The organism is Mycobacterium sp. GA-0227b, assembly GCF_001499855.1.
GTDB lineage: Bacteria > Actinomycetota > Actinomycetes > Mycobacteriales > Mycobacteriaceae > Mycobacterium.
In genome coordinates, this window is sequence record NZ_LQIK01000023.1 from 214,535 (window position 1) to 229,780 (window position 15,246).

14 protein-coding genes are annotated in these 15,246 nt (G+C 69.1%); 2 read left to right on the top strand and 12 right to left on the bottom strand.

All coding sequences use genetic code 11. The features are described from left to right. Window positions 1–26: 26 nt before the first annotated feature. The 6 genes from AU185_RS14555 to rimP all read right to left on the bottom strand — a co-directional run bounded on the left by AU185_RS14555 (window position 27) and on the right by rimP (window position 6,334). Complete coding sequence (locus tag AU185_RS14555; protein WP_059099756.1) at window positions 27–1,025, bottom strand: DHH family phosphoesterase; 999 nt, start codon at window positions 1,023–1,025, stop codon at window positions 27–29. Further along, complete coding sequence (gene rbfA / locus AU185_RS14560) at window positions 1,000–1,503, bottom strand: 30S ribosome-binding factor RbfA (RefSeq protein ID WP_059099755.1); 504 nt, start codon at window positions 1,501–1,503, stop codon at window positions 1,000–1,002. Before rbfA ends, AU185_RS14555 begins: the two co-directional genes overlap by 26 nt. Next, entirely contained in the window at window positions 1,504–4,206 is a 2,703-nt protein-coding gene (gene infB / locus AU185_RS14565) for a translation initiation factor IF-2 (RefSeq protein ID WP_082683899.1), read from the bottom strand. A 67-nt stretch (window positions 4,207–4,273) separates the two neighbouring features. Then, entirely contained in the window at window positions 4,274–4,678 is a 405-nt protein-coding gene (locus AU185_RS14570; protein WP_082683900.1) for a YlxR family protein, read from the bottom strand. Window positions 4,679–4,754: 76 nt separating this feature from the next. Further along, window positions 4,755–5,798, bottom strand: a complete 1,044-nt coding sequence (gene nusA / locus AU185_RS14575) for a transcription termination factor NusA (protein ID WP_059099753.1) — start codon at window positions 5,796–5,798, stop codon at window positions 4,755–4,757. Next, on the bottom strand, window positions 5,795–6,334 hold the full coding sequence (gene rimP, locus AU185_RS14580; protein ID WP_059099752.1) for a ribosome maturation factor RimP: 540 nt from the start codon (window positions 6,332–6,334) through the stop codon (window positions 5,795–5,797). Before rimP ends, nusA begins: the two co-directional genes overlap by 4 nt. 133 nt (window positions 6,335–6,467) lie before the next feature. On the opposite strand from rimP, the gene AU185_RS14585 reads away from it, so the two are divergent. Both AU185_RS14585 and AU185_RS14590 read left to right on the top strand, forming a co-directional pair. Further along, on the top strand, window positions 6,468–6,977 hold the full coding sequence (locus AU185_RS14585; protein WP_156425528.1) for a hypothetical protein: 510 nt from the start codon (window positions 6,468–6,470) through the stop codon (window positions 6,975–6,977). Then, window positions 6,974–7,444, top strand: a complete 471-nt coding sequence (locus AU185_RS14590; RefSeq protein ID WP_059099751.1) for a ferritin-like domain-containing protein — start codon at window positions 6,974–6,976, stop codon at window positions 7,442–7,444. The genes AU185_RS14585 and AU185_RS14590 overlap by 4 nt, the downstream gene beginning before the upstream one ends. 3 nt (window positions 7,445–7,447) lie before the next feature. Here AU185_RS14590 and AU185_RS14595 read toward each other — a convergent pair whose 3' ends face one another. The 6 genes from AU185_RS14595 to cobA all read right to left on the bottom strand — a co-directional run bounded on the left by AU185_RS14595 (window position 7,448) and on the right by cobA (window position 15,129). Next, window positions 7,448–8,608 carry a sulfotransferase family protein gene (locus tag AU185_RS14595; protein ID WP_231740322.1) on the bottom strand — a complete coding sequence of 387 codons (1,161 nt, stop codon included), beginning with the start codon at window positions 8,606–8,608 and terminating at the stop codon, window positions 7,448–7,450. 8 nt (window positions 8,609–8,616) lie between these two features. After that, window positions 8,617–9,597 carry a zinc-binding dehydrogenase gene (locus AU185_RS14600; protein ID WP_231740321.1) on the bottom strand — a complete coding sequence of 327 codons (981 nt, stop codon included), beginning with the start codon at window positions 9,595–9,597 and terminating at the stop codon, window positions 8,617–8,619. 111 nt (window positions 9,598–9,708) lie between these two features. After that, window positions 9,709–10,347 carry a TetR/AcrR family transcriptional regulator gene (locus AU185_RS14605; protein WP_059099750.1) on the bottom strand — a complete coding sequence of 213 codons (639 nt, stop codon included), beginning with the start codon at window positions 10,345–10,347 and terminating at the stop codon, window positions 9,709–9,711. Window positions 10,348–10,355: 8 nt separating this feature from the next. Further along, complete coding sequence (locus tag AU185_RS14610; RefSeq protein ID WP_059099749.1) at window positions 10,356–12,107, bottom strand: proline--tRNA ligase; 1,752 nt, start codon at window positions 12,105–12,107, stop codon at window positions 10,356–10,358. Window positions 12,108–12,298: 191 nt separating this feature from the next. After that, complete coding sequence (locus tag AU185_RS14615; protein ID WP_502687753.1) at window positions 12,299–13,708, bottom strand: MFS transporter; 1,410 nt, start codon at window positions 13,706–13,708, stop codon at window positions 12,299–12,301. A gap of 215 nt (window positions 13,709–13,923) precedes the next feature. Next, on the bottom strand, window positions 13,924–15,129 hold the full coding sequence (cobA, locus tag AU185_RS14620; protein ID WP_059100121.1) for a uroporphyrinogen-III C-methyltransferase: 1,206 nt from the start codon (window positions 15,127–15,129) through the stop codon (window positions 13,924–13,926). Between the last annotated feature and the right edge of the window lie 117 nt (window positions 15,130–15,246).

A 15,246-nucleotide genomic window follows, 5' to 3' on the forward strand; every position in this document is an offset into this window, starting at 1 on the left:
GTGCGTGCGGCGGCTGCGGTCCAGGCTCAGCCAAGGGCCGCGTGCAACGCCCTGACCACGTCCTCGACGAACCCGGTCGCCGAGTAACCGGCCGCCAGACGGTGCCCGCCACCGCCGAAGCCCCTCGCCACCGGTGACAAGTCGTAGGTCTTCGCGCGCATCGACACCGACCAGTGCGCGGGTTCGATCTCCTTGAACACCGCGGCCACTTCGGCCTGCTCGGTGGTGCGCACGATGTCGACGATGCTCTCGACCTCTTCCGGTCGCGCATCCGCCCATTCCTGGTATCGGACCACCGCATACACCAGGCCGCGACCGCCGACGGCCTCGGGCAGCAACTCCGCCGAGGACAGCACCCGCGACAGCATCGGCAGCCACGCGAACGGATGGGTGTCGAGAAGCGTGCGGCTGATCGCGGCGTTGTCCACGCCGATTTCGACAAGCCGTGCAGCCAGTCGGTGCGCGCGCGGGCTGGCCCACCGGAACGAGCCCGTGTCGGTGGTCAGTCCCGCGTACAGGCAGTGCGCGACGCCGATGTCGATCGGCTTGTCCCACGCATCGAGGAGGTCGGCCACCAGCATCGTGGTGGAGTCCGCCGAGGGGTCGACGTAGTTGGCGCTGCCGAATAGTTCGTTGGAGGCGTGATGATCGATGACCAGCACGTCGCGGCCGGGGTCGGCGAGCCCGCGCAGCGCGCCGAGCCGGTTGACGCTCGGGATGTCGACGGTGACCACGAGGTCGGGGTCGCGGCGCATCGCGTCGGGGCCGACCAGGAGGTGTCCACCCGGCAGCGACTGCAGCGATTCGGGCAGATCCGCCGGCGCGGCGAAGCTCACCTGGACACTCTTGCCGACCTGGTCGAGCACCAGCGCCAACGCCAAGCCGGCACCGATCGTGTCGGCGTCGGGATAGACATGGCAGACCACGCCGACCGACGAGGCCGCCGAGAGGAGTTCGGCGGCGGCGTGGGCGTCGACCCGATCGCCCACTTCGGGAACGTCAGTCGTCTTGTCTATCGCGGTCACCGATGTCCTCAGAGTCGTCAGGCCCCCCGGGTACTGCCTCGCCCTCCTCCTCACTGACACGGTACGGGTCGGCGTCCCCCGCGTGCTTGGCACCTTCGCGAACTCTCGCCAAATCCTCATCCGCGGCGCGGGCGCGGGCGAGCAGTTCTTCCATCTTGACCGCCGCGTCGGGCACGGTGTCGCGCTCGAACGCCAACGTCGGCGTGAAGCGGACGCCGAGGCTGGCGCCCATCTTGGAGCGCAGCACACCCTTCGCCTTGTCCAGCGCCGCCGCGGCTGCGCCGTAGTCGGGCTCCTCGGACAGCGACGAGCCGAGCACCGTGTAGTACAGCGTGGCGTCGTGCAGGTCGTTGGTCACCTTGGCGTCGGTGATCGTCACACCGGCCAGCCGCGGATCTTTGATCTCGTATTCGATCGCCGAGGCGACGAGGGTGGAGATGCGCTTGGCCAGCCGGCGTGCTCGTGCCGGATCGGCCATCTAGACCCTTTCCTTCTCGACCAACTCGTACGTCTCGATGACGTCGCCTTCCTTGATGTCGGAGTAGGTCAGCGTCAGACCGCACTCGTAGCCCTCGCGGACCTCGGTGACGTCGTCCTTCTCGCGACGCAGTGACGACACGGTGAGGTTCTCGGCGACCACGATGTTGTCACGCAGCAACCGCGCCTTGGCGTTGCGCCGCATGATGCCCGACGTGACCAGGCAGCCGGCGATGTTGCCGACCTTCGACGACCGGAAGATCGCGCGGATCTCGGCACGGCCGAGTTCGCGCTCCTCGTAGATCGGCTTGAGCATGCCCTTGAGCGCGCTCTCGATCTCGTCGATCGCCTGGTAGATGATCGAGTAGTAGCGGATCTCCACACCCTCGCGGTTGGCCAGCTCGGTGGCCTTGCCCTCGGCGCGGACGTTGAAGCCGATGATGATCGCGTCCGAGGCCGACGCCAGGTTGACGTTGGTCTCCGTGACACCACCGACGCCACGGTCGATGACGCGCAACTCCACCTCGTCGTCGACCTGGATGCCCAACAGGGCCTCCTCGAGCGCCTCGACCGTACCGGCGTTGTCGCCCTTGAGGATCAGGTTCAGCTGGCTGGTTTCCTTCAGCGCCGAATCCAGATCCTCGAGGCTGATGCGCTTACGGCTGCGGGCCGCCAACGCGTTGCGCTTGCGCGCGCTGCGCCGATCGGCGATCTGACGCGCGATCCGGTCCTCGTCGACGACTAGCAGATTGTCACCGGCGCCCGGCACGGACGTAAAGCCGATGACCTGGACGGGCCGTGATGGCAGCGCCTCGGCGACGTCCTCGCCGTGCTCGTCGACCATGCGGCGTACCCGCCCGTAGGCGTCACCCGACACGATCGAGTCGCCGACGCGCAGTGTGCCGCGCTGGATGAGCACCGTGGCGACGGGGCCGCGACCGCGGTCCAGATGTGCCTCGATCGCCACACCCTGGGCTTCCATGTCGGGGTTGGCCCGCAGGTCCAGGGCGGCATCGGCGGTCAGCACGACCGCTTCGAGCAGCGCATCGATGTTGGTGCCCTGCTTGGCGGAGATGTCGACGAACATCGTGTCGCCGCCGTAGTCCTCGGGAATCAGCCCGTACTCGGTGAGCTGACCGCGGATCTTGGCCGGGTCGGCGCCTTCCTTGTCGATCTTGTTGACCGCCACCACGATCGGCACTTCGGCGGCCTGCGCGTGGTTGATCGCCTCGACCGTCTGCGGCATCACGCCGTCGTCGGCGGCGACCACGAGGATCGCGATGTCGGTGGCCTTCGCGCCGCGGGCACGCATGGCGGTGAACGCCTCGTGGCCCGGGGTGTCGATGAACGTGATCGGCCGGACGTTGCCGTCGAGGTCGACCTGCACCTGGTAGGCGCCGATGTGCTGGGTGATGCCGCCGGCCTCGCCCTCGCGGACGTTGGCCTGACGGATCGTGTCCAGCAGTCGGGTCTTGCCGTGGTCGACGTGACCCATCACGGTGACCACCGGCGGCCGCTGCTCGAGATCCTCCTCGCCGCCCGAGTCTTCGCCATAGGACAGGTCGAAGGACTCCAGCAGCTCGCGGTCCTCGTCCTCGGGTGAGACGACCTGAACCTTGTAGTTCATCTCGCTGCCGAGCAGCTCGAGGGTGTCATCGCCGACGGACTGCGTCGCGGTGACCATCTCTCCGAGGTTGAACAGGGCCTGGACCAGCGCGGCCGGGTTGGCGTCGATCTTCTCGGCGAAGTCGCTCAGCGACGCACCGCGCGCCAGCCGGATGGTCTCACCGTTGCCGTGTGGCAGCCGGACACCGCCGACGACGGGCGCCTGCATGTTCTCGTATTCGGCGCGTTTCGCCCGCTTCGACTTGCGACCCCGCTTGGGGGCGCCGCCCGGACGACCGAAGGCACCTGCCGCGCCGCCGCGTTGGCCGGGACGGCCACCGCCGCCGGGCCGGCCGCGATAGCCGCCGCCGGCCGGGGCTCCACCGCCGGCGCCGCCGCCGCGATAGTTACCGCCGCCGCCACCGGCGCCGGGACGGCCGCCCTGGCCCGCACCGGGACGAGGCCCGCCACCGGGGCCGGGCCGCGGGCCGCCACCCGGACGCGGCGGGCGGGGCCCGCCGGGACGTGGCGGCATGTTGCTCGGCGACATGCCGGGCCGCGGAGCACCGGGCCGCGGGGCGCCGGGCCCGGGGCGGGGCCCTTGCGGACGAGGAATCGGCCGGTCAACCGGCTGCTGGGACGAGAACGGGTTGTTACCGACACGTGGGACGCGCGGCGCCGGCTTGGGGGCGCCCGGCGCGGGACCGGGCCGGGGGCCGGGTGTCGGACCCGGACGGGAAGGCGGTGCTGCGGGCGTGGCCGCCGGGCCGGCCGCCGCGGGAGGCGCGACGGGTGGAGCCTCGACAGGGGGCGCCGCAGGCTTGGGCGCGGGTGCTTTCGCGGGCTCCTTGGGGGCGGCGCTCTTGGTGGCGGCCCCAGCCGATGAGCCAGCCGACGAGCCGTTGCCGTCGGCCTTGACCTTCTCGGCGGCCGGTTTCCCGCCTCCGAAGGATTCGCGCAACCGGCGCGCAACCGGCGCCTCCACCGTGGAGGACGCGGATTTGACGAACTCGCCCTGTTCGCTCAGCCGAGCGAGAACTTCCTTACTGGTGACACCGAGTTCCTTGGCCAACTCGTGTACACGGGCCTTACCTGCCACTACATCTCCATCTCTAGAGGCGTCAGCGGTGGTAGGCGCCGCGCCTCGGGTTAGCTATGACGCATGGTCATCGGGACTTCACGGTGTGCTCATGTTCTTCGCTACCTGTTCTGTTGCCGGGCGGTTCGGGCGCTTCGGCGCTGTTCACAGCGCTGACGTGCTCGACCACCGCGGATACGTCCGGTGAACCGGTGATGCGCAGCGCTCGACCGAAGGCTCGCCGCCGAATTGCTGCGTCGAGGCAGTGCGGAGTGGGATGCAGCCACGCACCCCGCCCCGGCAGCTTTCTCGCCAAGTCGACGGTCACGGTGCTGGAACGATTCCCAGCCCCATCGACGTTGCCGACGGCGACCACCCGAAGCAGTTCGACGGCCAGCTCTCGTTTTCGGCAACCAATGCAGGTCCGCACCGGTCCGACAGGTTCGTCGGGGCTGCGTCGTTGCGCCGAAGCCGAAGTCTCGCGCTGGATCACAGGTGAGTCTACCGTCACTGTCGCTGGTAATTGAAATGGCTGCGCTGGTCGGCGTCGACGCGTGCGCGGGGCGGGCTTACCGGTCGCCGACGGGCCCGCGCGCCGCGTCCTGACCGGCCTCGGCCTTGCCCGCGGGGGCCGCGTCGCTGCGGATGTCGATGCGCCAGCCGGTGAGCCGGGCCGCCAGCCGCGCGTTCTGCCCCTCCTTGCCGATCGCCAGCGACAGCTGGAAGTCGGGCACCACGACGCGTGCCGCGCGCGCGGTCTCGTCGATGACCGACACCGACACCACCTTGGCCGGCGAGAGCGCGTTCGCGACGAACTTCGCCGGATCGGGGTCGTAGTCGATGATGTCGATCTTCTCGCCGGACAACTCGCTCATCACATTGCGCACCCGCTGGCCCATGGGTCCGATGCAGGCCCCCTTGGCGTTGAGGCCCGGCACCCGGGAGGTGACCGCGATCTTCGAGCGGTGGCCGGCCTCGCGGGCGACGGCCACGATCTCCACCGACCCTTCGGCGATCTCGGGAACCTCCAGCGAGAACAGTTTGCGCACCAGGTTCGGGTGCGTGCGCGACAGTGTGATCAACGGTTCACGCGCGCCGCGGCTCACGCCCACGACGTAGCAGCGCAACCGGTCGCCGTGTTCGTAACGTTCACCGGGCACCTGCTCGGCGGCGGGGATGACGCCCTCTGAACCCTTCGTCTCGCTGCCCATCCGGACCACGACGAGGCCTCGCGCGTTGGCGCGCGCGTCGCGCTGGATCACCCCGCCGACGATGTCGCCTTCGCGGGCCGAGAACTCGCCGTAGGTCTTCTCGTTCTCCGCGTCGCGGAATCTCTGCAGCATCACCTGGCGCGCGGTGGTGGCGGCGACCCGGCCGAATCCCTCTGGGGTGTCGTCCCATTCGGTGATCGGATTGCCGTCGTCGTCGACCTCGGTGGCGATCACCTTGACCTCACCGGTCTTGCGGTCGATCTCGATGCGCGCCTCGGCGGCGTGTCCCTCGGTGTGCCGGTAGGCGGTCAGCAGCGCGGACTTGATGGTTTCGACGAGTTCGCCCACCGGGATGCCCCGGTCCACTTCGATGGCGTGCAGTGCGGCCATGTCGATGTTCACGTCGAAGCCTCCTTCCCAGAACGGCCGACCAGCTCCAGCTCTCGCGGATTGGGAGGCGAGAATTCCACTTGCACAACGGCTTTCGCGATGCCTTCCAACGGCAGTTCGCGTACCGAGTAGTTGGCCCCTCGGCCGGCGCGGACCACCAGACGGACTACGCCGCCGGCGGTTTCGCCGAGCCGGCCGGTGAGCTGAGTGCCGTCGGACAGCGTCACCTCGACCTTGCGACCGCGGGCCCGGCGGAAATGCTTCTCGGCGGTCAGCGGTCGGTCCACCCCCGGGGAGGTGACCTCGAGGACATACGGCGCGGATCTGGCGTCGACCTCGTCCAGCAGCGCCGACGCCGTCCGGGACAGCCCGGCGATCGACTCGAGGTCGAGGCCGTCGTCCCCGTCGGCCACCACCGTGATGCGGGGCGGACGCGCCGCGGCGTCGACGACCACGTCTTCGATTTCGTAACCTGCGCGCGCGAACTCGCCGTCGAGTAGCTCGATCACCTCTTTCTGCGACGGCAATCCCGCAGAACGCTCCGTCACGGCGAGCTCCTCGTCTTGAGTTGTCCGGACTCGATTCCGCGGCACCACCGCCGAACCAACACTCAACGATACGCCAGGGCCGTCGCGGTAAACGCCAAACGCGCACCCGATGCGACGAGACCGCGATGGCAAGATGTTGCTCGTGCCGAGCACTCCGCCGACCATCAGCAGGAGACGCGTACTGGCCTCGGCCGCGGCGTTGGCCCTACTCGGCGCGACCGCGGCCGCCTGCGGGTCATCACCACCGCCGCCGGAGGTCGACGAACTCGCCGCCCAACTCGACCGGGCGCGCGCCGACAGCCAGCTGGCCACCGATGCCGCCGCCGAGGAGCGCGGACCCGTCGTGGCGGCGCTGACCGCGGTCGCCGCCGAACGCGCGGCCCATGCCCAGGCGCTGTCCGATGAGCTGGTCCGGATGCGCGGCGCCGAGGCACCCACCACCACGCCGTCGAGCACCACCGCCGAGGCGGCGAAGCCGCCCACGGTCAAGGACGCCGCCAACGCGCTGCGGGCATCGGCAGCCAGCGCCAGCGAGCTGGCGGCCAAGTTGTCGGGTTACCGCGCGGGGTTGATCGCGTCGATCGCCGCGGCCTGCACCGCCGCGTACACGGTGGCCCTCGCCGAGCCGAGGAGGCCGCAATGACGTCCGTGGAACCGACCGGACCGACGCGGCCGTCGAACCCCGCGGACGGTGCGCTGTTCGACGCGATCGCCACCGAACACGCGACGATCTACGGATACGGGCTGGTGTCGGCGCACTCCACGCCGGACGTCAACGACCTGGTGTCGAAGGCGATGGCCGAGCACCGCGAGCGCCGCGAAAAGGGCCTGGCCATGCTGAGCGGCCGGTCGGTCGAGGGTCCGCTGCCGGCCGCCGGATACCAGTTGCCGATGAAGGTCGACAGCCCGACCGACGCCGCCAAGCTCGCGGTCCGCATGGAGGAGGACGCGGCCGTCGCGTGGCGCGCGGTCGTCGAACAGGCCACCACCGAGCAGGAGCGCGCGTTCGGGGTGGCGGCGCTGACGCAGTCCGCGGTGATGGCCGCTCGGTGGAGCCGGGTGCTCGGGACGACGCCGGTCACGGTCGCGTTCCCCGGCGGCAACGAGTAGCCGCTAGCGCGACAGTTCGACGTGGACGTCGTACCGGTCGACGTAATCGGCGAACCGCTCGCGGATCCGCTCCTGGTGCAGTCCGTAATCCTCGAGCCGATAGCCGTGGGCGCCGAAGCGACCCCGTGGGTGGGAGCCGACGTAGTCACGGATCGCGTCGCGCGACCGGGGTGACAACACGCGACCGCAGGCCTGGTAGATCAGTTCGACGGTGCCGACCGGATCAGCGGTGAGGTCGGCGTAGTGCACATCGACGATGTGCCGGCCAGGGTTCGCGCGGCGGTATCGCTCGATCCGCTCGATGGACACCTCGAGCATCCGTGTCCAGTGCTCGGCGATGTAGGAGGTGTGGTCGGCGTCGCTGAAAGTCCCGGTCAGTGTCGACAACAGGCTGCACGCCGACGCGCACAGCACCGTCGGGTCGCGGTGCAAGACCACCAGTTGGGCGTCCGGGTACACGGCGGTCAGCGCGTCGAGCGCGATCGCGTGGTGCGGGCTCTTCAGGGTCCACCGCCCGCGCGCGCCGCTGCTCTGCAGGACCTGCAGGACAGTGCGGTGGTACTCGTATGCCGACCGCTGGTCGACACTCAACAACCAGTCGCTGTAGCTCGGCACATTGGCGATCGCCTCCCAGGTCAGGCTCTTGAAGTCCTGCCCCAGCAGCGTCAGGCACTCCGTCGGGCCGGCGGCATCCTCGTGATGCACCACTTTGATCTTCGGGTTCAGGGATTCGAGCATGTCGATGCCGGCCGCTGCCGCGTCGATGCGCGGGCCCGACCGCAGCGTCTCGACGGTCGGCGGCGGCACGCTGTCGCCCGCTTCCCAGCGCAGCAGAGACCGGTTGGCCGGGTCCCGGTCGAACAGTTCACTGACGAACGTGGTGCCCGCCCGGAACAAACCGATGACGACCATCGGTGCCTCGACGGGTTCGGCGACGACTTCCGGATGCCGACGTACCCAGTCGGTGACCCGCAGGCGATTCGCGAGACCGCCGATCATGTTCTGGCGCATGGCCATATCGCCGAGATCGTTGAGTTTGGCCTCGGAACCCGCCGCATCGCACAGCACCTCGAGACCCACGCGGAAGTCGCTGGGGCCGAAGTCGTCCGAACCCGCGAGTTCAATCGCACTCGCCATGATGTCGTCGGCGTCGAACGTCGTCACGGCCGGCCCTACCCGCGTCCGACCCTGACGACGGTCCTGCCCGCGGTGCGTCGCTGTGCGTGGTCCTGCAACGCTTCGGCCACCTTCTCCATCGTCACCTCTCGACCGATCACGGGCCGGATCGCGCCGGCGGCGACCAGGTCGCGCAACGCGCCGTGCACCTCCCTACCCACCTCGGCCGGGAAGAAGTTGAGGCCGAATCTGCGGAATTCGACCGGCATTTCGCCGTAGGCAAGGATCACGCCGAGGATCGAGATGTTGGCCATCGCGGCCTTGCGCAGCGGGCGACCGGTCAGGCCGGACTGCGGGTCATCGTTGAAGCCGACGGGCAGATACCGGCCCCCGCGGGTGAGGCAGGTCCAGATCTGTTCGGTTCGGTCGCCGCCGACCACGTCGAACGCGACATCGGCGCCGTGCCCGTCGGTGTGGGCGATCACGGCATCGAACAGGTCGACGGCGGTGTGGTCGACGCCCGTCGCACCGAGTCCTTCGCACAGTCGTACCTTCTCGACGCCCCCGGCGACGGCCAGGACGTCGGCGCCAATGGCGATGCCGAGTTGGATCGCGGCGGTCCCGACCGCGCTGGCCCCGCCGACGACGAGCAGTCGCTCCCCGGCCGTCAGACGCGCGCGGCGGTGCAGCGCAAGGTAGCTCACGTGGAACGGCAACGTGAATGCCGCGGCGTTCACATCGTCGAGTTCGGGCGGGGCGTCGAACACCGAGGTCGCCGGTGCGATGGCCAGTTCGGCGATTCCGCCCAATGACTGTTTGGTCATCGCGACCACCCGTCGTCCGACCCAGTCGGTCGCGCCCTCACCGGCGCGGTCGACGACACCGCACACGTCCATGCCGATCGTGAACGGCGGCTCGCCCACCACGGTGGCGACGGAGCCGCGGCACCGGGCGATGTCGCCGAAGTTCAGCGACGCAGCCGAGACCGCGATCCGGACCTCGCCGGGCCCGACGTCGGGCTCCGGAACATCCTGCATTGCAAGCACTTCGGTGGGTTCACCATGACGAATGACCTGAACTGCCTTCAACCCGAGACCTCCCGACCGCACGGACCCACCAGCAGCGGCTACGGTAATAAGCAGAGGTGCTTATGTCAATGGTGCGGCCAGCGCGGCGGCGGCCATCGCGACGAGGTTCTGCACGAACTGTTCGTAGTCGAGCTGTGGACGACTGCGCCGCCCCCGCCGCTCCAACAGCCGCGCACGGTCGGCGATCGCGCGCAAGATGAACATCACCAGCAACGAGAACCGTTCGATGCGCAACTCCTCGCTGAGGAATTGCGTTCGCGCGGTGAGCAATTCGTAAACATCGTCGCCTCCGGTCCTGGCGAGCACCGACTGCAACTCGACACTGTAAGAAGCCCTGTCCTCGCCCGTGAGTTCCACGATGATCAGCAGGCAGCACCGGCCCCGCCAGCCGCTGTCGGCCAATTCGGCCGCGGGCCGCACGATGGCTTCCAGGACGGGGGCCAGTTCGTCGTCCGGTGTGGCCAGCGCGACGTCGAGCAGGTCGCGTTCCCGGTGCGCCAGGAACTCGGCATGGCGGTCGATCACTGCGCACAGGATGCCGTCACGCGAGCCGAAGTGGTACCGCAGCGCCGCGCGGTTGCGCTGCCCCGCCTGGCGGGTGATGTCGATCAGCGACGCGTTGAACACCCCGTCCTCGGCAAACGCCAAAGCCGCGCAGTCGAGCAGCTTGTCTCGGGTCTTCGAAGCGTCCGGCGGCACAGGTCGCGCTATCCGATCACTGCGGTGATCTCCGCCGCCGCGCCCCCGATCGCGGCGTCGACGGGAATCTCGCGCGTCTCCCCGGTGAACCGGTTGCGAAGCTCCACGACGCCGTCGGCCCAGCCGCGACCGACCACGACGATCCACGGCACACCGAGCAGTTCGGCGTCCTTGAACTTGACCCCGGGTGAGGCCTGCCGGTCGTCGAGCAGCACGTCGTGCCCGAGCCGATCGAGGTCGGCCACCAACTCCTCCGCTCCGGCGCGCGCGGCGCTGTCCTTGTTGGCAATGACCACGTGCACGTCGAACGGCGACACCGACGACGGCCAGCGCAGCCCGATCTCGTCGTGGTGCTGTTCGGCGATGACAGCGACCAGTCGCGACACCCCGACGCCGTAGGAGCCCATGGTCAACCGAACCGGCTTGCCGTCCTCGCCGAGGACGTCGACCTCGAACGCGTCGGCGTACTTGCGGCCCAACTGGAAGACGTGGCCGATCTCGATGCCGCGGGCGGCCACCAGCGGCCCGGCCCCGTCCGGCGACGGGTCGCCCTCGCGGACCTCGGCGGCCTCGATCGTGCCGTCGGCAACGAAGTCCCGCCCCGCGACCAGGCCGACCACATGCTTGCCCGGCTCATCGGCGCCGGTGATCCACGACGTGCCGTCGACCACACGCGGATCGACGAGATAACGAACGCCGTTGGCCGACAACGCTTTCGGGCCGATGTATCCCTTCGCGAGGAACGGGTACTTGGCGAAGTCGGCATCGTCGAGCAGCGCGTAGTCCGCCGGTTCCAGCGCCGCGCCCAAGCGCTTGTCGTCGACCTCGCGGTCGCCGGGCACGCCGACGCCCAGCAGTTCCCATTCACCGCCGGGCTCCCGCACCTTGAGCATCACGTTCTTGAGGGTGTCGGCGGCCGTGACGGTACGGTCGAGCGTCGAGTTGGCCCAGTCGACCAGCGTGGCGATCGTCGGGGTGTCGGGGGTGTCGTAGACCTTGGCCTCGGGTTGGCCCTCGATCGGCAGCGCCTCCGGCACGGCGGTGATTACGGCCTCGACGTTGGCGGCGTAGCCGGACTCGAGGCAGCGCACGTAGGTGTCCTCACCGATCTCGCTCTCGGCGAGAAACTCCTCGGAGGCGCTGCCGCCCATCGCGCCCGACACCGCCGAGACGATCACGTAGCGGACGCCGAGGCGGCCGAAGATCCGCTGATACGCCTCGCGGTGGGCGTGGTAGGCGTTCTTGAGCCCGTCGTCGTCGACGTCGAACGAGTACGAGTCCTTCATGAGGAACTCGCGCCCGCGCAGGATGCCGGCGCGCGGCCTGGCCTCGTCGCGGTACTTGGTCTGGATCTGGTACAGCCGCAGCGGGAAGTCCTTGTACGACGAGTACTCGCCCTTGACCGTGAGCGTGAAGAACTCCTCGTGGGTGGGCCCCAGCAGGTAGTCGTTGCCGCGGCGGTCCTTCAGCCGAAACAGCGCGTCGCCGTATTCGGTCCAGCGGTTCGTCGCCTCGTACGGCGCGCGAGGCAGCAGCGCCGGGAACAGGATCTCCTGTCCGCCGATGGCGTTCATCTCGGCGCGCACGATCGCCTCGATTTTGCGCAGCACCCGCAGTCCCAGCGGCAACCAGCTGTACAGCCCGGGGCCGACCGGTCGGATGTAGCCGGCGCGGATCAGCAGTTTGTGGCTGGGCACTTCGGCGTCGGCCGGATCGTCGCGCAAGGTGCGCAGGAACAGCTCCGACATGCGGGTGATCACAGTCGACAACCTTACTGATGGCCCGGACTACAGCTCGCCGGCCTCCACCGCTTCCCGGGTGTGCTGCGCGGTGGCGATCTGGCGCGCCGAGAAGCCGATCCAGAACGCGGCGATGCCGACGATCACCTCGACGCCGGCGACTCTCCGGGGGTTGGATGTCGAGCTAAAGCTCTCCGGAGTCGGATGTCGAGCTAAAGCTCTCCGGAGTCGATCGCGTCCTTGACTTCCTGCGCGTGCGCGACCTGCGATGCGGTGTAGCCGATGAACAGCGCTGCACCGCCGACGATGACCGCGACCGCGGCCACCCACAGCAGGCCGTAGGTGTAGCCCTGGTCGAGGGCATGCAACTGCGCGGCGTTCATGTCGTTGACCGGGCCGGTGGTGCCGCCCAGATACAGCGTCCGCGAGGTGATCACGGCCTGGATCACGGCGAGCACGACGGGCCCGCCGAGGTTCTGCAGCATCAGCGCGATGGCCGACACCGGGCCGATCTGGTCGAAGCCGACGCCCGCGATCGCCGACAGCGTCAGCGGCACCACGATCATGCCGATGCCCGCGCCGCCGATGGTGATCGGCAGCACCAAGTTCGGGAAGTACGGGATGTTCGCATCCAGCGTCGAGCCGTAGATCATCGCGCCCAGCACCAGCACGCCGCCGGCGATCACCAGCACCCGCGGCGGGAACCGCTGCACCAGCTGCGACGACACGCCGAGGCCGATCCCGAGCGCGATGACGAACGGGATAAACCCGATCCCGGCCCGCAGCGGGCTGTAGCCCATGATGTCCTGCACGTACAGGCCGATCAGCACGGTCAGCGTGAACATCACGCCGCCGGCCAGGAACACCGCGGCGAACGTCGCGACCCGGTTGCGGTCCTTGAACAGGTCGAACGGCATGACGGGGTTGGCGGCGGTGCGCTCGACGTAGAGGAACGCGAGCAGCGCCGTGGCTGCGGCGAGCCCGGAACCCAGCGTGATGGGCGACAACCAGCCCTGCTCGGGCCCCATCGAGAACCCGAACACCGCGGCGGTACAGCCGAGGGTGGCCAGGATCGCGCCGGTGGCATCCAGCTTCAGGCGCTCGCGGCTCGTCTCCCGCAGCGTCCTGCGGGCCAGGTGGATCATCACCAACCCGATCGGCACGTTGATCAAGAACGCCCACCGCCACGACACCTCGGTCAGCGCGCCGCCGACGATCAGGCCCATCACCGAGCCGATACCGGTCATCGCGGCGAAGATCGCCGTCGCGGCATTGCGGGCCGGGCCCTTCGGGAAGGTGGTCGCGATCAGCGCCAGGGCGGTCGGGGACGCGATCGCCGCGCCGACGCCCTGCAGCAGCCGGGCGATCACCAGCGTCGCCTCATTCCACGCGAGGCCGCACAGGATCGAGGCGATAGTGAACAGCGCGACGCCGACGATGAAGGTGCGCTTGCGACCGATCGTGTCGCCCAGCCGCCCGCCGAGCAGCATCAGCCCGCCGAACGTCAGCACGTATGCGGTGATGACCCAGCTGCGGCCGGCGTCGGACAGGCTCAGCTCGTCCTGGATCTTGGGAAGCGCGACGATCGCGACGGTGCTGTCCATGGTCGCGAGCAGCTGCATGCCACCGATCGCGATGACCGCGGCGATGAACCGTCGCGACGGTAGCCACGCCGGATACCTGCTGGTTCGACCCTCCGCGGACTGCACAGCGTTCTTCTGCGGGCGAAATGAAAACGGTTGGTTTGCCCCACCCTCGGCGTCACGGCGCATGGCGGCACGCTCTGCGTCATTGAGAGCCGTCATGCGGGTTACCTTACAGTAATCTTAAGAATCCTTTAACCGCCGAAGGCGGCCACCGGCCCGATCACGATGATGGCGGGCGGCCGAATCGCGTCCTCCCGAATCCGTTCGGCGGCATCGGCGAGTGTCGCGCGCAAAGTCCGTTGCGCCGCCGTCGTGCCATGCTGCACCACCAGCACCGGCGTATCCGCAGGTCGCCCGCCATCCAGAAGTGCCTTGGCGAAAAGCTCGATGTGTTCGACCGCCATCAGCAACACGATCGTGCCCGACAGCGCGGCCAGCGCATCCCAATTCACTAACGATTCGGGATGCCCGGGCGCGACGTGGCCGCTGACCACCACGAATTCGTGGGTGACGTGGCGATGCGTGACGGGGACGCCGGCCAATGCGGGCACCCCTATGGCGCTCGTCACACCCGGCACAACCGTCACGGGAATCCCGGCTTCGGCGCACGCCAGCACCTCTTCGTAGCCGCGCGCGAACACGAACGGGTCGCCGCCCTTGAGCCGCACGACGAACTTGCCGGCCCTCGCGCGGTCGATGAGGATGCCGTTGATCGCGTCCTGCGCCATCGCCCGCCCGTACGGGATCTTCGAGGCGTCGATGACCTCGACGTGTGGCGACAGTTCGGCCAGCAGTTCCTGCGGCGCAAGGCGGTCGGCCACGACGACCTCGGCGTGCGCCAGCAGCCGGCGGCCGCGCACGGTGATCAGCTCCGGGTCGCCCGGTCCCCCGCCGACGAGCGCCACGCCGCCGTGGACGACATCGGGGGTCGCCGACATGTCCGGTGCGATGAGCCCCCGCTGCATGGCCTCGTGGATCGCCGTCCTGATCGCCGCCGACCGTCGGTGCTCACCGCCGGCGAGCACACCGACCGACAGTCCCTCGTACTCGAACGACGCCGGAGTGACCGCGGTGCCCTCCACGGCGACATCTGCTCGCACACAGAAGATGTGGCGGCGTTCGGCCTCGGCGACGACGGCGGCGTTGACGTCGGGGTCGTCGGTGGCAGCGATCGCGTACCAGGCGCCCTCGAGGTCACCGGTGCGAAACTCACGCAGCAGCAGTGTGATTCCGGTCATCGCCTCGACCGCGGGGGTGGCTTCGCGAGCGATCACGTGTACGTCGGCGCCGTTGGCCACCAGAAGCGGCAAGCGACGCTGCGCCACGCTGCCGGCGCCGACGACGACGACCTTCCTGCCGGTCAGGCGCAGGCCGACGAGGTAGGCGTTCTCGGAAATCACACTGCTCCTCGCGTCCGCGTCACTGGGTCCGATCCTCTTCGCGCAAGCGGCTCATCGGCGCGAGCTTAGGGCTACCCGAAGTCCTGCCGCACATCGAGCCGATGATCAACGGCG